Below are 24,409 nucleotides of genomic sequence, written 5' to 3' on the forward strand. Positions count from 1 at the left end.
TCGGCAGGCACCACCACCGGCTCCAACGGTAAGTTCACCTTGACGGCTCCTGCCGACGCTACGCTGACCGTTTCGTTTCTCGGTTACGAAACCCAGAGCGTTCCGGTCGGCGGCAAAACCTGGCTCGACATCGAGCTCAAGGAGGATTCGCAGTCCATCGACGACGTGATCGTCGTGGCTTACGGCACAACCAAGAAAGAGGCTTTCACCGGTTCGGCTTCCGTCATCAAGACCGACGACATCGCCAAACGGCAGGTTTCCAACGTTACCAACGCGCTCTCGGGCGTTACGTCGGGCGTGCAGGTTACCAGCACGAACGGCCAGCCCGGCACCGACGCCACCGTCCGCATCCGCGGTATCGGTTCGTTCTCGGCGAGCAACAAGCCGCTCTACGTGGTCGACGGCGTGCCCTACGACGGACAGATTTCGTCGATCAACACCGCCGACATCGAATCGCTGACCGTCTTGAAGGACGCCGCCGCTTCGGCCATCTACGGCGCCCGCGGAGCCAACGGCGTCATCCTCATCACCACCAAGCGCGGCAAGAGCAGCGAAGCGGTCATCACCGTCGACGCCAAGTGGGGTTCCAACTCGCGCGCCGTGCCTCAGTACGACGTCATCACCGACCCGGGCCAGTACATGGAGCTCGTCGGCCAGTCCATGAGCACCTACGCCCAGCTCCTCCGCGGGTTCACACCCGAGCAGGCCGCTCAGTATATCGAGAAGAATGTCTATACCAACAGCGCAGGCGGCGTGGGTTACCGCGTCTTCGACTACCCCGAGGGCGAGACGCTGATCGGCGCCGACGGCAAGCTCAACCCCAATGCCACCTTGGGCTACGTCAACGGCGACTACCTCTTCCTGCCCGACAACTGGTACGACGAGCTCTTCGACAAGGGCAACCTGCGCCAGGAGTACAACGTTTCGATCTCGGGCAACTCCGACAAGATCAACTACTACGCGTCGTTGGGCTACCTCGACGATTCGGGCATCATGTCCAACTCGGGCTTCACCCGTTACTCGACCCGTCTGAAGGCCGACTACCAGGCCAAGAAGTGGTTGAAGTTCGGCGCCAACGTCTCTTATTCGAACGTCGAGAACAACAACCCCACCAACCAGACCTCCAGCGGTTCGTCGGCCAACATCTTCTACCTGACCGGCATGATCGCGCCGATCTATCCGCTCTACATCCGCAACGCCGAGGGCTCCGTCGCCAAGGACAGCCACGGTTACACCATGTACGACTTCGGCGACACCTCGACGGGCATGCCTTACAAGCGTACTTTCATGTCGGGTTCTAACCCCGCGTCGATGTGGGAACTCGACAAGGCGACCTATACCTACGACGACTTCTCGTCGCGTTACTACGCCACGGTCGACATCTACAAGGGTCTGAAGTTCACCTACAACCTGGGCGTCGACCTCTCGGCCTACCGTTACCAGCGGCTCTACAACCCCTACTACGGACAGTATTCCAAGGTCGGCGGCGTCATCTACGTCGCCAACAAGCGCGAGCTGGCTCTCAACCAGCAGCAGTTGCTCAACTACTCGGGTACTTTCGCCGACAAGCACAACATCGACATCCTCGTAGGTCATGAAACTTACAAGTGGAAGCGTTCCTACCTGCAGGGCGGCCGCGAGAAGATCTTCAATCCCAACGTCGTAGAGCTCAACAACGCCATCAGCCAGCAGTCGAACGACTCCTATACCGACAATTACTTCACCGAGGGTTATTTCGCACAGGTCAACTACGACTTCGACGGCAAGTACTTCATCTCGGGTTCCTACCGTCGCGATGCTTCGTCGCGCTTCCACAAGGATCACCGTTGGGGCGACTTCGGCTCGGTCGGCGCCAGCTGGATCCTCTCCAAGGAGAACTTCCTCTCCGGTGCCGAGTGGCTCGATCTGTTGAAGATCAAGGCTTCGTACGGCGTTCAGGGCAACGACAACCTGCTCTACCAGACGGGCGAGACCAACTACTACCCCTACGCCGACCAGTACACGCTCTCGCAACTCGACGGCAGCTTCGCCACGGCACTCTCCTACAAGGGCAACAAGGACATCACCTGGGAGACCAGCCATTCGATCAACGCCGGCGTCGAGTTCAGTTTCTGGCAGGGTCGTCTGGCCGGTAACGTGGAGTATTTCAACCGTCGCACGTCGGACATGCTCTACTACATGCCGTCGCCCAACTCGATCGGCTACGCCTACTACCCCACCAACGTGGGTTCGGTGCGCAACTCGGGTGTCGAGATCGATTTGAACAGCACGGTCTTCCGCACTAAAAACGTTACGTGGACGCTCAACGCCAACCTCACCTACCTCAAGAACAAGATCATCAAGCTCGACGAGTCGCTCGGCGGCGAGTGGATCGACGGTTCGAGAATCTATCGCGAGGGCGAGTCGATGTACCAGCTCTACCTGCGCAAGTACGCCGGCGTCAACGAGAACGGTCAGTCGACCTGGTACCTGGCCGACGGCTCGGCCACTACGGAATACGCCCAGGCCGACCGCTTCACCACGGGTGACATCCTCCCGAAGGTCTACGGCGGTTTCGGCACCACGCTGGAGTTCTTCGGCATCGACTTCTCGATCGCCTTCGCCTACCAGCTGGGCGGCAAGGTCTACGACAACACCTATGCGTCGCTCATGCACGCCGGTACGGCGCAGACGGCCGGTTCCAACTGGCACAAGGACATCCTCAGGGCCTGGAAGATCGGCGACGAGGCGGGTTCGACCGACGTGCCGCGTCTCTACACGTCCGACACCAACACCAACAGCATGTCGGATCGTTTCCTCATCAGCTCGAACTACCTCGACATCACCAACATCACGTTGGGTTACACGCTGCCGAGCAGCTGGACTCGGAAAGTCCATATCTCCAAGTTGCGTCTCTACATGGCTGCCGACAACGTGGCGCTCTTCACCAAGCGGCAGGGTCTCGACCCGCGTCAGTCCTACACCGCAGCGGGCAGCTACCGTTACGCGCCGATCCGTACGATCTCGGGCGGTATCAACCTTACGTTCTAACAGTTAAAACAAGTCGTTGATTATGAAAACAATCTATAAGCTTATCGCAATCGCGTTCGGGGCGTTGGCTGTCGCCGCCTGCAGCGACGACCTCGACACCAGGCCCGAGGGCGACACGATGACCGAAGACCAGAAGAAGGAGATCTACGAGCAGAATCCCGAAAAGCTGGAGGCCGACGTCCTCTCGCTCTACTCTTCGATGATCGAGCTCCTGGCCATCGAGGACTGGTACGGCGGACAGCTCCATTTCGACTTCGGATACGCCGCCGTCATGTTGATGATGGATTCGTGGGGACAGGACATGCCTTCCGAGGACAGCAGTTACAACTGGTTCGCCAGCAGCCAGGATATGACCGACCGTACGCAAACTTCGCCGCTCGGTTACTTCATCTGGAACAACCTCTACAAGCAGCTTGGTCTGGCCAACCAGGTCATCGCCACGGTTCCGGCCGAGAGCGAGGACGCCACGTCGCTCAACTTCCGCGGCCAGGCGCTCGCCGTCCGGGCTTTCGACTACCTCAACCTCGTGCAGCTCTACCAGTACACCTACGTCGGACACGAGAACGAGCTCGCCGTTCCCATCATTGCGGAGACCATGACCAACGACGAGGCCAAGAACAACCCGCGCGCCACGGTGGCCGAGGTCTACGAGCAGATCCTCTCCGACCTCAAGGAGGCCATCGCCATCCTGCCCGAGACGGGCGTCTCCGGTCAGGTGAACCGCAAGGTCGCCTACGGTCTTCGCGCCCGGGCCCATCTGTTGATGCAGAACTACGACCAGGCCTACGACGATGCCGTCGAGGCTGCCAAAGGCTATCTGCCCTACTCGATCGCCGAGGTCTCGAAACCGTCGTTCAACGCCTTCAACCACGCTTGGTTGTGGGGCAACGTCATCAGCGAAACCAACGACGTCGTACTGTCGGGTATCGTCAACTTCCCCGCGCACATGTGTTCGTTCACCGGCAACGGCTATTCCCCGGGTTATTCGGGCCGCTACATCAACAGCCAACTCTACAGCCGGATTCCCGACACCGACGTCCGCAAGGGTTGGTGGGCCACGGTCCACGAAGACGGCCAGTGGGTGGCTCCCAACGTCGACTGGACTTGGGCCATCACCTATAATGGCTCGGCCTACAACATCGCAGAGTGGGAAGGTTGGCAGGCTCCCTACCTGAACGTGAAGTTCGGCGCCTACAACGACCTCTACGACAACGCGACCAACGCCTGCGACATTCCCTTGATGCGCGTCGAGGAGATGCTGCTCATCCAGGCCGAGGCCAAAGGTCTGAGCCAGAACGGCTCGGTCGCCGAGGGCAAGGCCATCCTGGAGAGCTTCGTGCAGACCTACCGCGATCCCTCCTACACCTGCACCGCCTCGTCGAAAGAGGAGTTCATCGACGCCGTGTGGTTCCAGCGCCGCATCGAATTGTGGGGCGAGGGACAATCGTGGTTCGACATCATGCGCCTGAAGAAGCCGGTGCACCGGCTGGGCACCAACTTCGAGTCGACCGTCGCCTGGAACCTGCCCGCCGAGGCTTCCATCTTCCCGTTGATCATCCCCGAGGCGGAGACCAACGTCAACCCCGCCTGCACGAACAACCCGATCGCAGCGGCTCCCCAGGCCGGCCAAACCTATTGATCCGGAACCTCCCGGTTCCGAATCCGCACAAGAGCTCCCTTTCCTGGGAGCTCTTTTTTCATCTCCGGCACAAATCCTGCAAATTACTGCAAACTCCGATTTTTTTTGTATTTTCGCAGATGGAACAAGCAAGCCTTACAAAACTACCTGCCATGAATATCCCGGAAATCCAGCCCGGCATCCGCTACGTGGGTGTCAACGACCGCACCACCACCCGTTTCGAGGCCCTGTGGCCCCTGCCCGCAGGCGTTTCGTACAACGCCTATCTGGTCGTCGGCGAGCGCATCGCCCTGGTCGACACCGTCGAAGAACGCTTCGGCGGCCGCCTGTTCGAGAACATCCGCCGCGAAATCGGCGACCGCAAAATCGACTACCTGGTCATCAACCACATGGAGCCCGACCACTCGTCGTCGATCGACGCCCTGCGGCGGCGTTATCCCGACATCCGGCTCGTCGGCAACGCCAAGGCCCTGCAAATGGTCGAGGGCTTCTACGGCATTGCAGGTCCTGCGCTCGAAGTCAAGGAAGGCGACACGCTCGACCTGGGCGGGCTCTCGCTCGCGTTCTTCATGGCGCCGATGGTCCATTGGCCCGAAACGATGGTCACCTGGTGTCCCGAGCGGCGCACCCTCTTTTCGGGCGACGCATTCGGCACGTTCGGCGCGCTCGACGGCGGCATCACCGATTCGCAGCTCGACCCCGCGCTCTATTGGGACGAAATGCGCCGTTACTACGCCTCCATCGTCGGCAGGTACGGTTCTCCCGTGCAGAAAGCGCTGCAGAAAGTCCGCGGGCTCGACCCCGCCGTCATCTGTTCCACCCACGGACCCGTCTGGCAGGAGCAGATTCCGCAGGTGCTCGACCTCTACGACCGCATGAGCCGTTACGAGGGCGAGCCGGGCGCGGTCATCGCCTACGGGTCGATGTACGGCAACACCGAGCAGATGGCCGAGCGGCTGGCCCGCCACCTGGCCGAAGCAGGCGTGCGGCACATCGCCGTCCACAACCTCACCTACTGCGACCTGTCGTTCGTCCTGCGCGACATCTTCCGTTACAACACGCTCGTCGTCGGCAGTCCCACCTACAATGGCGCCCTCTTCCCGCCCGTGGCCCGATTGCTCGAAGCGGTCGCCGCCCGGTGCATCCCGCAGCGCAACTTCGCTTTCTTCGGGTCGTTCTGCTGGGCCGGATGCGCCGTGCGCAGCATGGCCGAGTTCGCCCAGCGCATGAAGTGGGAGCCCCTCGGCGATGCCGTCGAGATGAAGCAGGGTTTCTCCGACGATGCCGACGCCGCCTGCCAGGCCCTCGCCCGGCAAATCGCCGGCCGCATCGGGCAGTAAGCCCGCCCGCAACAAAGAATCCCCGGAGCCTTTCGGTTCCGGGGATTTTTCTTGTCGCTGAAGATTCTTAGCGGCGTACCTTGACAATGACCTTGCGCACTACACCCTCGCCCACCATCGGGGCATGGCCGTCCTCGGGAAACAGCACCGAGAACTGCCCCGGACGCATCGTGTAGTAGGTCTGCGGCTCGTCCTCGAAGAACTGGATGTCCTTCTCCGCGTTGAACGCTCCCTGCGGCTGGCGGAGGTCCTTGCGCTCGCTCCAGCCGAAAGTCTCCGCTTCGCCCGTTACGAGCAGCTGAATGTCGATATAGGCGTCGTGCACCTCCAACTTCGCGTCGCCTTTCTTCTTGAGCTCGCGCTCCATGACGTTGGCATAAATGTCGCGGCCCTCGATTTCGTGAATGCCCGGCTCCATGGCGGTCCAGTCGGTGGCGGCGAGGAATTCAAAAGCGCGCTTCATGCGCGGGTGCACGTTTTCGTAGCGTGCGTAGTTTTTCAGTGAATCGAAAATCATGGTTGTATTCGGGTTTAGTTCTTGTCTGCCAGTATCTTGAACCGCACGGCCACCGGGTAGTGGTCCGAGCAGCCGAGGTGCGGCACCTCGTAGGAGAGCATTTGCAGGTCGGGCGACGCCAGCACATAGTCGATGCGCAGCATGTCGAAAAATCCGCGGTAGGTGTAGGAGTAGCCCTCGCCGCACTCGGCAAAGGCGTCGTTCATCCCGCGCGCCATCTTCCGATAGACGTAGGACATCGGCGTGTCGTTGAAGTCGCCGCAGACGATTTTACGCCGCTGCGGCATGCCGCGCATCGCCCCCGCTATCGAGTCGACCTGCGCCGCCCGCAGCACTCCGTTGTAGCGAAGCCGTCCGGCTATGCTCCGGAACTTCGTCTCGCGCGCCGTGTCGCCAATGAATTCGTGGCCCGTTATGTAGTCGTTGTCGGCCGCCTTGATCGAGGTCGACCGCAGGTGGTTGTTGAACACACGCACCGTGTCGTCGCCCACCGCCAGGTCGGCCCATACCGACGATTCCGGCAAGAGCAGCACTCCCGACCGCACGATGCGGTACTTGCTCAGAATCATCTGGGGCGACCGCTTGTCGGCCGGCAGCCCGAAACGGGCCGCGTGGTATTTTTCGCTCACGGCCGCGAACCGGTCGCTCAGCTCGGCCAGCCGGGGGTTGAATTCCTGCAAGCAGATTATGTCGGGGGCAAGGCTGTCTATCAGCGCCGCCACCTGGTCCACGCTGCTCCCGCCCTCCACATCGTAGAAAGAGCGGACGTTGTAGCTCAGTATCTTGACGGTACTGCGGCCGTATTTCTGTTCGCCATACACGCGTCCGAACTGGGGTTTCCAGAAAAGCGGCACCTTGAAAAGCCCCACGGCCAGCAGCAGCAACAGCAGTCCGGCGCGCACAAGCCGCCACCGCACAATCCAATAGCAGGCCAGCACCGCCGCCAGCACATAGAGCGCCGGAACCGCCAGCGCCATGACCGGAAAGAGCCACATGCGCGCCGGGGCCACATAGGGGACCAGATAGACCATCGGCAGCACCACCGCAAGCCCCAGCGTCGCCAGCGCAAGCAGCGTGTCGAGAAACCACATCAGCGGGCTCCGTCCCCGGCGCAGCGAGCCGCCCTTGTATTCGACGTATTTTTCTTCGGACATCTCAGAAACGGATTATGCCGCGCCGGCGCCACCAGTAGAGCAGCAGCAGGCCCCACAGCATGCCGCCCACATGGGCGAAATGGGCCACGTTGCCCCCGCCACGCCAGCCGAGGAACAATTCGATGACGCCGTAGATGATGACGAACCACTTGGCTTTCATCGGGATGGGCGGGAATATCAGCATGATGACCGCATTGGGATGCAGCACGCCGAACGCCAGCAGCAGCCCCATGACGGCACCCGAGGCGCCCACAAGCGTCATCGGTTCGTGCATCGCCCACGCGATTCCGGCCTGAATCAGCGCCGCCCCCACGCCGCAAATCATGTAGTAGACCAGGAAGCGTTTCGGGCCGAGTTCGTATTCGAGCGTCCGGCCGAACATCCACAGGGCGAACATGTTGAAAAACAGGTGTTCCAAATTGGCGTGCAGGAACATGTAGGTCACGAACTGGTAGGTGCGGAAAAGCGGCATCCCCACCCACAGCGCGCACCAGCGCTCGATCTGCGGCCCCACGGGCAGCAGCATCGTCGCCATGAAGACCAGCAGGTTGATGATTATCAGATTCTTGACGACCGGGGGCGTCTGAAAGTAGCGGTTCATGCTCGGTGTTCTCTTTTTGCAAAGGTAGCGTTTTCCGGCGGATTATCCCAGCCGGGTACGTATATCTTCCGGCGGGATTTCGGCAAATATGGCCTTGCCCGAGGGCGAATAGCTGAAATTGTCGCTTCCGGCGAGCTGTTCCAGCAGCGCCGCGGCTTCTTCGCGCGTGAGGGTGCGCATGGCGCCCCGCACGGCTCCGAGGGCCATCGCCGCCGCAATCCTCTCGCGCCGCACGTCGCCCGCCGCCACCGGCAGCGAAAAGGTTTGCAGCAGGTCGTAGAGCATGCGGTCGATTCCCTCGGCCGGGAGGTCGGCCGGGGCCCCTCTGACCTCCACCGCTCCGTCGCCCAGATAGTCCAGGTCGAAGCCCAGCGCCGCCACGTCCACCGCATTTTCTTCCAACAGGGCGTATTCGTCGCCCGAAAGTTCCAGCCGTTCCGGAAACAGCAGCTGCTGGCTCACCGACGAGCCGTTGCCCAGCATCCGCAGGTAGTTTTCATAGAGGATGCGTTCGCGCGCGCGCCGCACGTCGACCACCACCAGCCGTTCGCCCAGCAGCGCCGCCACATAGCCGCCCGCCAGCGGCAGCGGGTCGGTGAACGAGGGCCGCGATTCGATTTCGAGGAACTGCTGTTCGGCGTCTTCGGCCGAGGGGATGAATTCCAATTCGCTCTCCGCGTGCTGCACTCCGCCCGAAACATACTCCTCGAAAGTCTCGCCCTCGTCGGACAAGGTGAATCCGCCGCCGAAAATCCCGGTTCCCGGGCTCCCCGTCCGGCTGCTCCCGTAGGGCGCCGCCGTGGCATCGGAAACCCGCGACCCGCCGGCACGATAGGGTACGTCGAAGCCCGTGAAATCGGTGTCGGGTTCGGGCGCCGAGGGGTCGACGTATTCTTCCCGGAACGGGTTGTAGCTCTCGTCCGACATCGCGCGCGGTTCGCTGTAAACCGCCCCGCGCTCCAGCACCGGAATCTCCACCCCGCCCTCGCGGTCGAAATCCATCAGCGGCACCGCCCCCGTCTTGGCCAGCGTCTCGCGCACGGCCGCGTTGACTATCTGCCACACCGCGTCCTCGTCGGCGAACTTCACCTCGGTTTTCTGCGGGTGCACGTTCACGTCTATGCGCGAGGGGTCGATGGTCAGATAGAGGAAATACGAGGGGGTGCAGTTCTCGGGAATCAGTTTTTCGTAGGCTTTCAGAATCGCGCCCGTCAGGTAGGCGCTCTTGAAGAAGCGGCCGTTGACGAACAGATATTGTTCCGTGTTGCGCCGTTTGGCCGCCGCCGGACGGCCGATGAAACCCTCCGCACGGGCTATCGACGTGTCGGCTTCGACCTCCAGCAGGTTCTGTTTGATGTGGCGCCCCACCACGTCGACGATGCGCCCGGCCAGCGACGACGCGGCCAGCGTGTAGACCGGAGCGTCGTTCGAGTAGAGCTCGAAACCTATGTGCGGGTTGCACAGCGCCACGCGTTGGAATTCGGTCCGTATCTGCGCCGCCGAGGTCGTGCTTTTGTCCAGGAAACGGCGGCGGGCCGGCACGTTGTAGAACAGATTGCGGACATAGAACTGCGACCCCACGGGACACATCACCGGGGTCTGCGAGACGAACTGCCCGCCGTTGATTTCGGTGCACGTGCCCACGTCGTCGCCCTCCTGCCGCGTGCGCAGCTCCACCTGCGCCACCGCCGCTATCGACGCCAGCGCTTCGCCGCGGAAGCCGAAGGTCGACAGGGCATAGATGTCCTCGACCGCCGCTATCTTGCTCGTCGCGTGACGGTCGAAGGCCATCCGTGCGTCGATGGGCGACATGCCGCAGCCGTCGTCGACAATCTGTATCAGGTCGCGCCCGCCGTCGCGGAAGTTGACCTGCACGCGCGTCGCCCCGGCGTCGATGGAGTTCTCCATCATCTCCTTGACCACCGATGCGGGGCGGTTCACCACCTCGCCCGCCGCAATCTGGTTGGCGACGACTTCGGGTAAGAGTCGGATCCGGTCGGCCATCTTATTCTTCGTAATCGTTGGGTACCACCACTATGGACTGTTCCTGCCACTCCACGTCGCTCACGTGCGACTGGTCGAGCCCGTCGCGCGGTTCGGCCCGGTCCGGCGCCGCAGTTTCCACCGCCGCAGGCGCCGTGCGGGCGCGCAGGAAAGCATCCGCCAGCCGCGGATAGAGCAGATAGATGAACAGCAACACCAGCACGGCCCCCGCCGCCATCTTCCAGATGCGCATGCGGCCCCTCTCCTCTTCGCGCGTGCGCCGCGCAGCCCGGGCTTCGCGCTGCGTGCGGATATACTGGCCCGGGCGGTATTCGCGCCCGGCGTCTTCCGCCCGCTCGCCCCGCAGTTCGGCACGGCGCTGTTCGCGCGCTTCCTTTTCCGGGTCGTAGTAGCGCGGGATGTAGTTGAATCTGTTCGCGTGTTTCTTGAATGGGGTGAAACCCAGCATGGTTTTGTTATTTTCTGTAAAGATAGCGCAAACCGGGCGCAAAAGCAAACGGCAATCAGCCCGAACTTTTCTTTGTCATTCTGAGCACAGCGAAAAATCTGTCTTGCCGGAACAGCGGATGTTGCGCTGCGTCCGGCAGGAAAATTTTTCACTTTTCACCTCATCGGAAGAAGCTCTTCATCCGCTCGAAGATGTTCTGGTTCTTGACCGATTCGGCTTTCTGGAAGCCCGGCTGCTGGGAGAGCTGTTCCACCAGCCGTTTTTCTTCGGCGCTGAGTTTCGAGGGAATGGTGATGTCCACCACCACCAGTTCGTCGCCGCGGCCATAGCCGTTGACGTCCGGTATGCCCTTGCCGCCCAGACGCAGGACCTTGCCCGCATGGGTGCCCGGCGCTATCTTGATTTTCGCACGGCCGTCCACCGTCGGCACTTCCACCGTGCCGCCCAGCAGGGCCATCGTCACCGTGATGTTCAGATTGTGAATCAGGTCGTTGCCGTCGCGGATCAGTTCCGGATGGGGTATCTCCTCGATCAGCACCTGCAAGTCGCCGTTGATGCCGCCGTGACGCGCCGCGTTGCCCTTGCCCGTCACCGTCAGCGCCATTCCCTCGCCCACTCCGGCCGGGATGGCGATTTCGACCACTTCCTGCCCGCGCAAGGTGCCTTCGCCCTTGCATTCGTCGCAGGGCGAGGTGATGACCTTGCCCGTGCCGCCGCACGTGGGGCACACTCCCTGGGTCTGCACCCGGCCGAAGAACGAGTTTTCCACCCGCACCACATAGCCCGAGCCGTTGCAGGTCGAGCACGTCGCATAGGAATTGGCGTCCTTGGCGCCCGAGCCGCCGCACTTGCCGCACGCCACGGTCTTGTTGATTTTGAGTTTCTTCGTCACTCCCGTGGCTATCTCGGCCAGCGTAAGTTTGACCTTCACCCGGATGTCCGAGCCGCGGTTCACCCGGCGACCGCCGCCCGACGAGCCGAACCCGCCGCCGAAATGGCCGCCGAAGATGTCGCCGAACTGCGAAAAGATGTCTTCCATCGAGAATCCGCCGAACCCGCCGCCGAATCCTCCGGCGCCGCCCGCCGCGCCGCTCATGCCCGCATGGCCGAACTGGTCGTAGCGGGCGCGCTTGTCGGGGTTCGACAGCACGTCGTAGGCTTCGGCCGCTTCCTTGAACTTCTCCTCGGCCTGTTTGTCGCCCGGGTTCTTGTCGGGATGGTATTGGATGGCCGCCTTGCGGTAGGCCTTCTTTATCTCGTCGGCGTTGGCGTTCTTCGCGACGCCAAGTACTTCGTAGTAGTCTCTTTTTTCTGCCATGGCGCTATTCTCCTACAACCACCTTTGCAAAACGCAGTACCTTGTCGCCCAGCATGTAGCCCGTCTGCACCACGTCTATCACGCGGCCTTTCTTCTCCTCGCCCGCCGCAAAGCGCGCCACGGCCTCCGCTTCTTCGGCGTCGAATTCCTTGTCGAGCACCTCTATCTCGGTCACCCCTTTCTGGCGCAGGGCTTCGGTGAATTTCTGCGAAATCAGCTGCACGCCCGCCCGCAGGGCTTCCAGGTCGTCGCTCTTTTCCATCGCCGTCACGGCCCGCTGCACGTCGTCGCGCACCGGCAGCATCGCCAGCAGCACGTCGCGGCCGCCCGTCTGCACCAGCTCCATCTTTTCGCGGAGCGTGCGTTTGCGGTAGTTGTCGAATTCGGCCTGCAGGCGCAGGAACTTGTCCTGCCACTCGGCGGCCTGCGCCTGGGCGTCGTCGGCAGGTTCTTCCTGCGGCGTCTCCCCGGCTGACAGGTTGTCAGTCGCAGCTCCGGATTCGTCTGCCACTTTGGCACACGAATCCCCTTCGCCCGCAGGCTCGGCGCCGCCCGCAGCGAAATTTTCGTCGCCTTCAACTGCTTCGTTATAAGCCTTTTTGTCTTTCATGGTATCTGTTTTTTCGGTATTTCCGCCTATTATTCGCACAAATTGCATACCAGCCCCCGGCGCGTCAGCCGACGATGAAAATCGCCGGGCGCTTCTGCATTTCGGGCAGCCGGCTGCGCCGCCATTCCTCCACCGTGCAGGTGGCTATGAATTCGCCCGGCGCCGTCAGGTCCATCGCCAGCGTCAGCCGCGTCGCAGGCGCGAGCACCTGCAGCAGCTGCTCCATGAGCTTCGCATTGCGGTAGGGCGCTTCGATGAACATCTGCGACTGCCCCTCGCTGCGGGCCCGCCGTTCCAGCCGCCGGATCGCCTGCGCCCGTTCGGGCGGCTTCACGGGCAGATAGCCGTTGAACGCGAACGACTGGCCGTTGAGCCCCGAAGCCATCATCGCAAGGACAATCGACGACGGGCCCGTCAGCGGCACCACCCGGATGCCGTGGCGATGGCACGCTTCGACCGCCAGCGCCCCCGGGTCGGCCACGCCCGGCACACCCGCCTCCGAAATGACACCCGCCGAGCGGCCCGCCAGCAGCGGCGCTATCAGTTCTTCGACTTCGCGGCCCGCCGCTGTGTGTTCGTTCAGCTCGCGGAATTCCAGTTCGTCGATAGGCCGCGCCACGCCCGCTTTCGACAGGAAGCGCCGGGCCGTGCGGGTGTTCTCCACAATGAAGTAGTCCAGCCCGTCCATCACGGCCTTGTTCGCCGCAGGCAGTACGTCCCACGGCGCCGTCTCGTCCGAAATCGGACAGGGAATCAGGTATAGGGTTCCTTTCACTATTCTTTCAGATAAATTCGCTTCACCCGTGCCGAGACCGAGGTCATGATTTCATAAGGAATCGTGTCGAGCACTTCGGCCATCGTTTCGAGGTCGTTGCCTGGCACAGGCGAGAAGATGACCGCTTCGTCGCCCTCCCGAACCCCCTCGATGTCCGTGATGTCTATCATGCAGCTGTCCATGCAGATACGGCCCACTATCGGCGCCGGACACCCCGCCACCAGCACCGACCAGCGGCCGCAGCCCAAGTGGCGGTCCAGTCCGTCGGCATAGCCCACCGGGATGGTCGCCGTGACGGTCGGGCACGTCAGTTTTCCGGCCCGGCCGTAGCCCACCGCGTCGCCCGCAGGCAGATGCTTGATTTGTACGATGCGTGTCTTGAGCGTCGCCACGGGTTGCAGACCCGCGTTGTGCTGCCACCCGAAGCCATAAAGCCCCAGCCCCAGCCGGCACATGTCGAACTGCGCTTCCGGAAAGCGGTCTATCGCCGCCGAGTTGGCCGTGTGGCGGATGACCGGGTAGTCCAGCGCGTCGGCCAGCGTCCGGCTCATCCGGTCGTAGCGGGCTATCTGTTCGTGCGTGTAGGCGTCTTCGCAGGGCATGTCCGAGCAGTTAAGGTGCGAGAAAACCGTCGCGACCTTAACTTCTCCCATCGTCGCCAGTTTCTCGGCCAGCGGCGCGATTTCCTCCTCGACGAATCCCAGCCGGTGCATTCCCGTGTCCAGCTTCACATGAATCGGATAGTGCCTTTCGCCCGCATGGGTCGCAGCCGCCGCAAAGGCTTCCAGCGAATGGAAGCTGTATATTTCCGGTTCCAGCCGGTTGGCAATCATCAGCTCGAAGCTGTCGGCATCGGCGTTGAGCACCACAACGGGCATCGTGATGCCCCGTTCGCGCAGCAGCACCCCCTCGTCGGCAAACGCCACCGCTAAGTAGTCCACTCCCTGGTGCTGAAGCAGCTGCGCCACCTCGAAGTCGCCCGTCCCGTAGCTTCCGGCCTTGACCATCGCCACCAGCTTCGTCCCGAAGCGGAGTTTCGAGCGGAAATAGTTAAGGTTGCGCATCATCGCGTCGAGGTCCACTTCCAGCACCGTCGTATGACTCTGCCGCGACAGCGCGTGGGCCAGCTTCTCGAAACGGTAGTCGCGGGCCCCTTTCAGCAGCACCGCACGCCCCGCCACCGCATCGCGGCCCAGCCGCTCGATGCACTCGTCGGTCGAGGCATAGAACGATTTGTCGCAGCTGAAAAGCGGTGCGTAGCGCCGGAGCTTCGGGCCGATGCCCACCAGGCAGTCCACCCCTGCGCGGGTCACCATCGCCGCCACCCGGCTGTAAAGTTCGTCGTCCGACAGGCCGCTTTGGGCAATGTCCGACAGCACCAGCGTCTGCCTGCGGCCCAGCGCCACGTTGTGCAGGTAATCGAGCGCCAGCGCCAGCGAGTTGAGGTCGAGGTTATAGGCGTCGTTTATCAGGATCGAATCGTTGATGCCGTCCTTCACCTCCAGCCGCATCGCCACGTGGGGCGCCGCCGAAAAGGCCGGGGCCGCGTAGCCCATCGCCGCACAGAACGCTTCGACAATCTGCGCGTTGCGGCGCGACGCGGCATTGCCGATGACCGCCTCCGCCACCTCCGGGAAGCGTGCCGCGTCGATGGGCTTGCGGTCGGCGTAGCGTGCCGCCGCCATCCGCCCCAGCGGCTCGTAGTAGCTATGATAGATGATTTTCGACGCGCTGCGCGCCAGTATTAGTTTTTCGTCGCACTTCTGTTCCAGGTTGAGGAAATGTTCCTGGTGCGCGTCGCCTATCGAGGTGAATATCGCCACGTCGGGGCGGATGATGCGTTCCAGGCGTTCCATTTCGCCGGGCTGCGAAATCCCCGCCTCGAAGATGGCCAGCTGCTCGTCGCCCTCCAGCATCAGCACCGAAAGCGGCACCCCCAACTGCGAATTGTAGCTCTTGGGCGAGCGGTAGAACTTCATGCCCGCGGGCAGTTCTTCGGCTATCCATTCCTTGATGACGGTCTTGCCGTTCGAGCCCGTGATGCCTACCACCGTGCCCTTGAACTGCGCCCGATGATAGGCCGCCAGCGTCTGCAAGGCTCCGATGGCGTTCTCCACCACTGCATAGCCGCAGTCGGGCAGCATGTCGACTTCGTGTTCGACCAGAAAGGCCCGCACGCCGCGTTCGTACATCTCCCGGATGAAGCGGTGCGAATCGTGGTTGGCTCCGCGCAGAGCCACGAACATCGGGCTCCGGCCCATCTCGCACGAGAGCGAGCGGCTGTCGGTCACCACCGAGCGTACTTCGGTGTCGCAGCCCCGGAATTTCCCGCCGCACAGGGCGGCTATCCGCGAAAGTCTGTATTCCATACCTCTAAGGTTTCTTGCTTCGGAAGCGTGTTGTTCGTTTGCCGTTCGCCCGGGTCGGCTGCGGGGGGGGGCGCATCAAAGATGCGGGCCGAACCCGGGCGGATAAGTTTTGTTTTGCAATACGCAGAAAAAGGCCTACGCCAAGGTCACCACCGTGATGCCTGCCCCGCCCCGGTCGGCATGTTCGTCCACGGCCGACTCCACTTCGGGCACCGTGCGCAGATAGCGGCGTATCTCCTCCTTGAGCGCTCCCGTACCCTTGCCGTGGAGAATCGTCACCGAGCTCACGCCGACCATCAGCGCGTCGTCGATGAACTGCTGCACCGCGTCGAGCGCTTCGATGGAGCGCATGCCCCGCACGTCGATGTGATCGCGGAACGCAAGTTTGCGGGCCGATATGTCGGCCGAAACGACGGTGCGCACCGTCGTCGGGCGCGTCGCTTCGCGGTATTCGTTGTTCGAGACCACCGTCAGCAGCGCTTTGTCCACGGTCGTCAGTATCTGCCCGAATGCCACCTGCGCTTTCTTGCCTTTCACCGCGCGCACTTCGCCGACCATCTCCTGTCCCAGCATCCTCACTTTCGAGCCCGCCTCCACCTCGCGTTTCTTCGGCGGTTCGGGGGCGCTGCCCGGCGCTGCCGCTTCTCCGCGCTGCGCCTTGCGTTCGGCCCGGCGCTGGCGGCGGCGTTCGATGCGTTCGATTTCGCGGGCTATCTCCGCGTCGCGTTCCGCCGCGTCGGCTTGCTCGGCCGCCGCACGGAAATCGTCGAGTTCCTTGCGTGCCAGCCGCGTAGTCTCCTTTTCGGCCTGCGTCTCGCGGATGGTACGTATCGTGTTCTCTATCTGGCGGTTGGCATCGGCAATAAGGGCCTGCGCCTCCTGCTTGGCCTTTTTGAGTATCTCCTGCCGTTCGGCGCGGATTTTGGCCAGCTGTTCCGCATAGCTCTGTTCCAGCTCCTCCACCTTGCGGTCGGTCAGGCGGATGCGGTCGCGCTTCTGCTCCCAGTAGTGTTTGTCGCGCGCGATTTCGCGCAGCTGCTTTTCGAGGTTGATGTGTTCCGACCCCGCCTTTTCCGCCGCCGAGCGGATAATCTCCTCCGGCAGTCCTATCTTGCGGGCGATTTCCACGGCGAACGAACTGCCGGGCTTGCCCGTTTCGAGCCGGAACAGCGGCCGGATGTGCTGCACGTCGAACGTCATCGCGCCGTTGGCGATTCCGTCGGTGCTGGCCGCGTAGTACTTGATATTGGCATAGTGGGTCGTGATGACGCCGTAGCACCCCCGTTCGAGCAGCCGTTCCAGAATCGCCTCGGCTATGGCGCCGCCGATGGTGGGCTCCGTGCCCGAGCCGAACTCGTCGATGAGCACCAGCGTCCGGTCCGACGCACCCGAGAGCATGTTCTTCATGTTCACCAAGTGCGACGAGTAGGTCGACAGGTCGTTGTCGATGGACTGTTCGTCGCCTATGTCGATGAATATCGAGCCGAAGACCGGAAGTTCGGATATTTCCGACGCAGGCACCGGAAATCCGCATTGGAACATGTACTGCACGATGCCCGTAGTCTTCAGACAGACCGATTTGCCGCCCGCATTGGGGCCCGATATGACCAGGATGCGCTTGCGTTTGTCGAGCTGCATGTTCAGCGGCACGATTTCACGCCCCTGCGCCCGCAGGGTCTGTTGCAGCAGCGGATGGCGCGCATCCTTGAGCACCAGCCGGTCGTCGGTCGAGACGATGGGCTTCACACAGCCGTTCGCCGAGGCCCAGCGGCCCTTGGCCCGCAGCATGTCCACCTCGGCCAGATAGTCGCCCGAAGCGGCGATGAGTTCGACGTCGGGGCGCACCGTCTCGGTGAATTCGGTCAGTATGCGGACGATTTCGCGGCGCTCGGCATATTCCAGTTCGCGCAGTTCGTTGTTCAGCTCCACCACCTCCACAGGCTCCACATAGAACGTGCGTCCCGTGGCCGATTCGTCGTGGATGAAGCCGTTGAGCTTGCGTTTGTTGGCCGCCGAAACCGGGATGACGGTCTTGCCGTCGCGGACCGACAGCTGGGCGTCGGCGTCGACGATTCCGGCGCTCTTGGCCGCGGCCAGCACCTGCTGCAGGCGTTTGGCCGCCTGGCCCTCGCGTTCGCGGATGGCCCGCCGGATTTCGGCCAGTTCGGGCGACGCGCCGTCCCTCACGGCACAGAACGGGTCGATGATGGCGTCGATTCGCTGCACGATGGCCGGAAAGGCTTCCACCCCTCGCGTAAGGTCATAGAGTGCAGGATATTGTTGGCCGCGCGCTCCGATGAAGGCGACCAGCTGGCCCACCATCGCCAGCGCCCGGCGCAGGGTCACCACCTCCTCGACATCGAGAAACGCCCCCTCGACCCGCAGTTTGGCCACCACATGGTCCATGTCGGGGTAGTCGCCGCCCGGGAAATCGGGGTTCATTTCCAGCAGCAGGCGCATCTCGTCGGCCAGCGACAGCCGCCGCACAATCTCCCGCACCGAGGTCGTGAAGCCCTCGGCCGCAAGCAGTCCGCGGGCCGCGCGCATCGTGCACAGCGCCGCCACCTGCTCCCGCAGGCGGTCGAACCCGATTTTCTGCTCGAAAGTAGGCGGATAGATCATCGCTTATTCGGCCCGTTGCGCCGCCCGGAGCGAATCGCGTTCGGCCTTGGCCGCAGCCTTGGCTTCGCGGCGCTCGGCCCGCTCCTTCATCTTCTCCGGGTCGCGGCCGAAAAGCGACAGATGCACATAGCGCGCCGGATAGGCTTTGACGTCGGCCAGCAGCGCCGACAGGTTGCCCGTGGCCACGGTCAGCGAATCGTACAGCGCCGGGTCTTCGACGAGTTTGCCCAGCGTTCCCTCGCCCTCGCCGATTTTGCGCATCAGCTCGTCGAGCGTGGCCACCGAAGCCGTCAGCTTGCGGGCGAACTGCTCCTCGTCGAGGGTCGTCGCCACCCGGCCCAGGCTGCCCACGATGCTGTCGACGCGCCCGGCATTGTTGCCCAGCATTTCGGAAAAGCGGGTCAGGTTGTCGACCGTCGACTTGAGGTTCCTGCTCTCCGAAGCAAGCAGGTCGTTCATGTTGCCCGACAGCGAATTCAGGTGGCCGAGCGTCCCGTCGATGTTCGCCTTGTTGTCTTCCAGGAGTCGGCTCACGTCGGTCAGCGTGCGCGACAGGTCGGCCGTCACCTGCGAAATCTTCTGCTTCACGAAATCGAGCTCCGACCCCGCCATGTCCATCAGGTCGCGGTCGCGGCCCGAGCGAATCGTGTCGCCCCGCTCGAAATAGGTCGCCGCCGTGCCGAAATTGATTTCGATGGCCTTGGAACCCATCAGCGAGTTGCTCACAATCTTGGCTTCCGAATCGGTCGGAATGCGGTAGGCACGCTTGATGGTGAATTGCAGCACCACTTCGTCGCTGCGCGCCGGGTCGAACGTGATAGCCGACACGGTACCGATTTTCACTCCTTTGACAAGGATGGGCGACGCGGTCTGCACCCCCGTCACCTGGTCGTAGACCGCATAGTATTCCGCATTGCGGCTGAAGATGTCGAATCCTTTCAGAAACCGGATTCCGGCCCACGCCGCACCGATCATCGCCACGGCGAACAACCCGATTTTCACTTCTCTTTTCATATTCTTTTCCTGTTTATTTTCCTATTGCTTTTTCCGCCCCGGCATAGCTCGAACAAGCTCTGCGCCCGGCTTATCCCTATTTTGCTATCTTGTCTCCCTTGCAGCGCACGATGAACGCTCCCGGGAATGTCCTGCGCACTTCGTCGATGCGCTGCTGGGCTTCCGCCTTGGTGTCGCATTCGCAGACGCAGTACTTGTAGCGGAATTCCCCGTCGGCGGTGTATTCGCGCACCTTGCCGCGGTAGTTCTTGAATTCCGGCGAATCCGAAGCCACCGTCTTCTTGCTCGACAGAATCTGTATGGCAAAATGCGCTCCGGTCTTCTTCTCCGGTTTCGCCGCCGCATCGTCCGACGGTGCCGGTGCCGGCTCCGGCTTCGGAGCGGGTTTCGGGGCCGCCTGCGCCGCTTCCTCCTCCGCGCGCCGCCGCGTCTCCAACACGTAGTCCGAATAGTTCTTCACCGACACGAACAGCGAGCGGGCAATCTCATCCTGCCCCGCCTCGGATTTCAGATAGACCGCTTCCTTGGGGTTCGACAGGAACCCTATTTCGGTCAGCACGCCCGGCATGTCCGTCGCATAGAGCACCCGCAGCAGCTGGGGCTTCACCCCGCGCGAACGGCGCCCGGTCTTGACGTAGTTGCTCTGAATGAAGCGCGCCATAGCCAGGCTGTACTCGCCGTAGGTGAACTGCAGGTTCTGGATATAGGCCCGCACGATGGCCGCCGTGCGCTCGTCCGACATGTCGATCAGGTCGTCGCGGTTGTTTTCGTAGAGGGCGTCCTCGTTGTAGCGTTGTTCCTTGGTGCTCTCGCCCATGACCAGCGTCTCCACGCCCCGCGCCGACGCTTCCTTGGCCGCATTGACATGGATGGAGACGAAAAGGTCGCCGCCCGCCCGGTTGGCGATGTCGGCCCGGGCCTGCAAGTCCTCTATCTTCGTCGGGGCCAGCGCCTTGTCGGTCGTGCGCGTGTAGACCACCTTCACCCCCGGCATCCCTTCCTCGATGAGTTGGCCCAGCTTGAGCGCCACCGTCAGCGTCAGCGTCTTCTCATCGGTCCCGAAATAGTGCGCACCGGGGTCGTCGCCCCCGTGTCCCGGGTCGATGACCACCACCCGGATTCCGCAGGGGGTGTTCTGCGCCGTGGCGGCTTCGGTCAGAAAAGCCGCCGCCGCTGCAAGCAGTATCGTGAAATATCGCGCGCGCATACTTTGTTTTCGTACTTCGTCTTCGTCTCAGATACTTCGTTCCGGCATAATCGAACCTCCGGCCTATTTCTGCACTCAACGTATCTTTATAGAAGATACTCCCGCCTTGGCAATGCCCAAATAAATTTGGCATTCCGCTTGGCTTATTCGTATCTTTGACTTGGCCGAAGATACTTCCGCTCGGCAAAATGCAAGTAAACTTGCTTTTGCCCTCGCTTATTCGTATCTTTGCCACGCCCGAAAACGGCGCAGGAAAGCCCTGCCACCACGTTCCGGGCGGTTTTGCCGACTTGTCGGCAAAGTTACGGAAATTTTTCGACATTTTGGTCAAACCGAGGGTAAAATATCTGTTGTCGGCAGCCGCCGTGCTGGTCTTCGCGCAGTCGTTTTTCGGCTCCGCGGCACCGTACCGGGCGGGCTTTTCCGCGGCCGATACCCTCGCGCCCGCCGAAATGTCAGCCGGCAGCCCCCTTTCGGACGAAAGCCCGGCCGAAACGCTCCGCACCCAAGCCGACAGCACCCTGCGGCTTTCAGAGGGTAACGACCCCGTCCCCTCCCGCCGCGAGCGCAGGGCCGCCCGCGAAGAAGCCCGCCGCCGCGGACGCTTCAACGCCCTGCCGCAAGAAGTGCGCGATTCCATCGCCGGGGCGCAGTTCGATTCGCTCGTGGCGTTCAAGGCCGATTCGCTCCGCTCCGCCGACACGCTCCGCCGACAGTCTGCCGACACCGCCGCCGGGCCGCGTCCGGCCCAGCCGTTCCTCGACGACCCCATCACGGGTCAGAATACCGATTCGCTGGTCTACGACCTGCGCAGCAAAAAGGTCTACATCTACAACCAAGGCGACGTCACCTACCAGAACAGCAACCTCAAGGCCGACTACATGCAGATCGACATGGATTCCAAGCTGATCTACGCCTACGGCAAGCCCGACACGCTGGAAGGACGGCCCGTCGTCACGAAGCCCGAGTTCACCGAGGGTTCGGCCACCTATCAGATGGACACCATCACCTACAACCTCACCTCCAAGAAGGCCAAAATCAAGGGCGTGGCCACCCAGCAGGGCGACGGCTGGCTTGTGGGCGGAAGCGTCAAGAAGATGGCCGACAACACCGTCAACATCCAGAACGGCAAATACACCACCTGCGACCACACCGACCATCCCCACTTCTACTTAGCCATGACCAAGGCCAAGGTCATCCCCGGCAAGAAGGTCGTCACCGGGCCCGCCTATTTAGTCATGGAGGACGTGCCCATCTACTTCCTCGGCATCCCCGAGGGTTTCTTCCCCATCAACATGGGTCCCAAGTCGGGTCTGCTGATGCCCACCTACGGCGAGGAGTACACCAAGGGTTTCTTCCTGCGCGGGCTGGGCTATTACTTCACCCTGGGCGATTATGCCGACCTGGCCATCCGGGGCGGCATATACAGTTTGGGGTCGTGGGAGGCTTCCGCTGCATCGCGCTACATCAAGCGCTACAAGTACAGCGGCAACCTCGACATGCAGTACTCCAAGGTCCGCATCGGCAGCAAGGGCGAGGCCGACTACCTGCGTCAGAGCAACTTCCAGATCAAGTGGACCCACTCGCAGGACCCCAAGGCCAACCCCGGGTCGACCTTCTCCGCGTCGGTCAACTTCGCTACCAGCGGCTACAACCGCTATTCGGCCACCAACCTCAACGACATGCTCTCGACCCAGACCAACTCCTCGATTTCCTACTCGAAGAACTGGGCCGGCACGCCGTTCTCGCTCTCGGCCAACATGGCCGTGTCGCAGAACTCGCAGAACAAAACCCTCTCCGTCACCCTGCCGACCGTGGTGTTCAACGTCTCGCGCATCTACCCGTTCAAGCGCAAGGAGCGGCAGGGCAAGGAGCGCTGGTACGAGAAGATTTCAATGCAGTATACGGGTAAGATGACCAACTCGGTGACCACCACCGAAAGCAAGATTTTCACCAAGGAGACGCTCGACAACATGCGCAACGGCATCGAGCACACGCTGCCCGTTTCGGCGTCGTTCAACCTTTTCAACTACATCAACATTTCGCCCTCGGTCAACTACTCCGAAAAGTGGTTCTTCAAGCGCACGCTGCTCGACTGGAACCCCGTCACGAACCAGACCGACACCACCAAGCAATACGGGTTCTACCGCCTTTACAACTACGGGGCGAGCGTCTCGGCGTCGACCACCGTCTACGGCATGTACGACTTCACCAAGAAGAACCGCAACCGCAAGATCCAGGCGATCCGCCACACCCTCAGCCCGTCGTTCGGCTTCTCCTACGCGCCCGACTTCGGCCATCAGAAATACGGTTACTACCGCACGCGGCAGGTCGACTCCACGGGCCGTTTCACCACCTATTCGCCCTACTCCGGCAACGCCTATCCGGTCCCCTCGTCGGGCCGTTCCATGGCGCTGAGTTTCTCGCTCTCGCAGAACCTCGAAATGAAGGTGCTCTCCAAGCGCGACACCTCGGGCATCCGGAAAATCAAGCTCATCGACGAGCTGCGCATCAGCGGGTCCTATAACTTCCTCGCCGATTCGATGGGGCTGTCGAACATCTCCGTGTCGCTGCGCACCACGCTGTTCAAGAATTTCGGTCTCAACCTCTCGGCCACGCTCGACCCCTACCGGCTCACTCCGCAGGGACAGCATATCAATAAAATCCGCCTCCCGGGCCGCGTCGTCTCGACCGGGTGGTCGTTCGGCTATACGTTCAGGTCGCGGCAGGACAAGTCGCAGCCCGCCATGAACGACATCACCTCCATCCCGCCCGAGTACCAGAACCCCTTCTACGACCCCTACGGGACCATGGACCCCGTGCTCCGGCGGCAGTATATGGCGCAGACCTACTACGATTTTTCGCTTCCCTGGAACTTCGGGTTCAACTACGCGGTCAACTATTCGAGTTCGCCCTACAACAACGGCACCACGGGTTACCGCCGCAACGTCACTCAGACCATCGGTTTCAACGGTTCGATCAATATCGGCGAGAAGACCGGCATCACGTTCAGCGGCGGTTACGACATCATGAACAACAAGCTCACCACGTCGCAGATTTCCATCACGCGCGACCTCCATTGTTGGCAGATGTCTTTCTCCTGGATTCCTTTCGGGCATTACCGCAGTTGGAGTTTCAACATCGGCGTCAAGGCCGCCTCGCTCTCCGACCTCAAGTACGACAAGTCGCAGTCCATGTACGACAACATGTACTAAGGTGAAAGGGGCAAGGTGGAAAGTGAGAGGTGAACTTTGCGGTTAAGCGAGAGCAGAGACTGCTTGCAGGCTATGCCGAGCGCGAGCAGATGATGGTGCAAACCGAGCGCAGAGCCAAGCGTTGCTTGAGCTATGCCGAGGTGCCGCCCATCCAAGCCGCAGGCAAGTCAAAAACCCCGCAGGGGTTATTAAAAGTGAAAGACAAAAACGAGCATTCACAAGCGCCTGTTAAAACGTTTTAACTGCATGATAAATCGTTTTAATCAGCATTCAGCCGCATCCCGGTGTCATTCTAAGCCCCCTCCGCTCTCTGTCATTCCGAGCACCTCCCGTTATTCTGAGGAGCCCTCTCCCTGTCATTCTGAGGAGGTCGCAAGACCGACGAAGAATCTAATACAAGGTCATTCTTCGCTACGCTCAGAATCTATTCCGGCACCGAAACCTTTACGAACAACTCGCAAGTCTCTTTTTTTCTCGTACTTTCTTGTGCAAGAAAGTACCAAAGAGCTTTTGCACGGTGAAAATGGCGGCATCCGTCTTCGGTCG

At 61.8% G+C, this 24,409-nt stretch carries 16 protein-coding genes; 4 read left to right on the forward strand and 12 right to left on the reverse strand.

From position 1 onward, the window contains the following. From NFR47_RS08365 to NFR47_RS08375, 3 genes are all read left to right on the forward strand, one after another. On the forward strand, positions 1-3,030 hold a 3,030-nt coding region (locus tag NFR47_RS08365), incomplete at its 5' end, for a SusC/RagA family TonB-linked outer membrane protein (protein WP_275557001.1). A gap of 22 nt (positions 3,031-3,052) precedes the next feature. Next, complete coding sequence (locus NFR47_RS08370; RefSeq protein WP_251215125.1) at positions 3,053-4,669, forward strand: RagB/SusD family nutrient uptake outer membrane protein; 1,617 nt, start codon at positions 3,053-3,055, stop codon at positions 4,667-4,669. A gap of 152 nt (positions 4,670-4,821) precedes the next feature. After that, the gene (locus tag NFR47_RS08375) at positions 4,822-6,009 is read left to right on the forward strand and encodes an FprA family A-type flavoprotein (protein WP_251215126.1); all 1,188 of its coding nucleotides are present in this window, start codon (positions 4,822-4,824) and stop codon (positions 6,007-6,009) included. 67 nt (positions 6,010-6,076) lie between these two features. Here NFR47_RS08375 and NFR47_RS08380 read toward each other — a convergent pair whose 3' ends face one another. The 12 genes from NFR47_RS08380 to NFR47_RS08435 form a co-directional block, all read right to left on the reverse strand. Beyond that, positions 6,077-6,526, reverse strand: a complete 450-nt coding sequence (locus tag NFR47_RS08380; protein ID WP_251215127.1) for a NanQ anomerase/TabA/YiaL family protein — start codon at positions 6,524-6,526, stop codon at positions 6,077-6,079. A 14-nt stretch (positions 6,527-6,540) separates the two neighbouring features. After that, the gene (locus tag NFR47_RS08385; RefSeq protein WP_251215128.1) at positions 6,541-7,680 is read right to left on the reverse strand and encodes an endonuclease/exonuclease/phosphatase family protein; all 1,140 of its coding nucleotides are present in this window, start codon (positions 7,678-7,680) and stop codon (positions 6,541-6,543) included. Between the two features lies 1 nt (position 7,681). After that, a complete protein-coding gene (locus tag NFR47_RS08390) occupies positions 7,682-8,281 on the reverse strand; it encodes a rhomboid family intramembrane serine protease (RefSeq protein WP_251215129.1) in 600 nt (199 codons plus the stop codon). A gap of 42 nt (positions 8,282-8,323) precedes the next feature. Further along, positions 8,324-10,285: a DNA mismatch repair endonuclease MutL gene (mutL, locus tag NFR47_RS08395; RefSeq protein WP_251215130.1), complete on the reverse strand. Its 1,962-nt coding sequence runs from the start codon at positions 10,283-10,285 to the stop codon at positions 8,324-8,326. A gap of 1 nt (position 10,286) precedes the next feature. Continuing rightward, entirely contained in the window at positions 10,287-10,733 is a 447-nt protein-coding gene (locus NFR47_RS08400; RefSeq protein WP_251215131.1) for a hypothetical protein, read from the reverse strand. Between the two features lie 160 nt (positions 10,734-10,893). Continuing rightward, positions 10,894-12,051, reverse strand: coding sequence for a molecular chaperone DnaJ (gene dnaJ / locus NFR47_RS08405; RefSeq protein ID WP_251215132.1), 1,158 nt, complete (start codon positions 12,049-12,051; stop codon positions 10,894-10,896). Positions 12,052-12,055: 4 nt separating this feature from the next. After that, positions 12,056-12,661 (reverse strand): nucleotide exchange factor GrpE, encoded by a 606-nt coding sequence (locus NFR47_RS08410; protein WP_251215133.1) that lies wholly within the window; start codon positions 12,659-12,661, stop codon positions 12,056-12,058. Positions 12,662-12,725: 64 nt separating this feature from the next. After that, positions 12,726-13,436, reverse strand: coding sequence for an SAM-dependent methyltransferase (locus tag NFR47_RS08415; RefSeq protein ID WP_251215134.1), 711 nt, complete (start codon positions 13,434-13,436; stop codon positions 12,726-12,728). Continuing rightward, positions 13,436-15,805: an alanine racemase gene (gene alr / locus NFR47_RS08420; RefSeq protein ID WP_251215135.1), complete on the reverse strand. Its 2,370-nt coding sequence runs from the start codon at positions 15,803-15,805 to the stop codon at positions 13,436-13,438. The genes NFR47_RS08415 and alr overlap by 1 nt, the downstream gene beginning before the upstream one ends. Positions 15,806-15,940: 135 nt before the next feature. Then, the gene (locus NFR47_RS08425) at positions 15,941-18,427 is read right to left on the reverse strand and encodes an endonuclease MutS2 (protein WP_251215136.1); all 2,487 of its coding nucleotides are present in this window, start codon (positions 18,425-18,427) and stop codon (positions 15,941-15,943) included. Positions 18,428-18,430: 3 nt separating this feature from the next. Further along, on the reverse strand, positions 18,431-19,441 hold the full coding sequence (locus NFR47_RS08430) for an MlaD family protein (RefSeq protein WP_251215137.1): 1,011 nt from the start codon (positions 19,439-19,441) through the stop codon (positions 18,431-18,433). Positions 19,442-19,517: 76 nt separating this feature from the next. Beyond that, the gene (locus tag NFR47_RS08435) at positions 19,518-20,648 is read right to left on the reverse strand and encodes an N-acetylmuramoyl-L-alanine amidase family protein (protein ID WP_251215138.1); all 1,131 of its coding nucleotides are present in this window, start codon (positions 20,646-20,648) and stop codon (positions 19,518-19,520) included. A gap of 323 nt (positions 20,649-20,971) precedes the next feature. On the opposite strand from NFR47_RS08435, the gene NFR47_RS08440 reads away from it, so the two are divergent. Continuing rightward, entirely contained in the window at positions 20,972-23,863 is a 2,892-nt protein-coding gene (locus tag NFR47_RS08440) for a putative LPS assembly protein LptD (RefSeq protein WP_251215139.1), read from the forward strand. The last annotated feature ends 546 nt before the right edge of the window (positions 23,864-24,409 follow it).

Source organism: Alistipes muris (assembly GCF_943193205.1).
Taxonomy (GTDB): domain Bacteria; phylum Bacteroidota; class Bacteroidia; order Bacteroidales; family Rikenellaceae; genus Alistipes; species Alistipes muris.

Bases quoted from the DNA above. Each gene is read 5' to 3' on its own strand.
- NFR47_RS08425 (WP_251215136.1), bottom strand. From the start codon at position 18,427: ATGATCTATCCGCCTACTTTCGAGCAGAAAATCGGGTTCGACCGCCTG.
- NFR47_RS08375 (WP_251215126.1), top strand. From the start codon at position 4,822: ATGAATATCCCGGAAATCCAGCCCGGCATCCGCTACGTGGGTGTCAAC.
- NFR47_RS08370 (WP_251215125.1), top strand. From the start codon at position 3,053: ATGAAAACAATCTATAAGCTTATCGCAATCGCGTTCGGGGCGTTGGCT.
- mutL (WP_251215130.1), bottom strand. From the start codon at position 10,285: ATGGCCGACCGGATCCGACTCTTACCCGAAGTCGTCGCCAACCAGATT.
- NFR47_RS08390 (WP_251215129.1), bottom strand. From the start codon at position 8,281: ATGAACCGCTACTTTCAGACGCCCCCGGTCGTCAAGAATCTGATAATC.
- NFR47_RS08400 (WP_251215131.1), bottom strand. From the start codon at position 10,733: ATGCTGGGTTTCACCCCATTCAAGAAACACGCGAACAGATTCAACTAC.
- NFR47_RS08430 (WP_251215137.1), bottom strand. From the start codon at position 19,441: ATGAAAAGAGAAGTGAAAATCGGGTTGTTCGCCGTGGCGATGATCGGT.
- dnaJ (WP_251215132.1), bottom strand. From the start codon at position 12,051: ATGGCAGAAAAAAGAGACTACTACGAAGTACTTGGCGTCGCGAAGAAC.
- alr (WP_251215135.1), bottom strand. From the start codon at position 15,805: ATGGAATACAGACTTTCGCGGATAGCCGCCCTGTGCGGCGGGAAATTC.
- NFR47_RS08380 (WP_251215127.1), bottom strand. From the start codon at position 6,526: ATGATTTTCGATTCACTGAAAAACTACGCACGCTACGAAAACGTGCAC.
- NFR47_RS08435 (WP_251215138.1), bottom strand. From the start codon at position 20,648: ATGCGCGCGCGATATTTCACGATACTGCTTGCAGCGGCGGCGGCTTTT.
- NFR47_RS08410 (WP_251215133.1), bottom strand. From the start codon at position 12,661: ATGAAAGACAAAAAGGCTTATAACGAAGCAGTTGAAGGCGACGAAAAT.
- NFR47_RS08385 (WP_251215128.1), bottom strand. From the start codon at position 7,680: ATGTCCGAAGAAAAATACGTCGAATACAAGGGCGGCTCGCTGCGCCGG.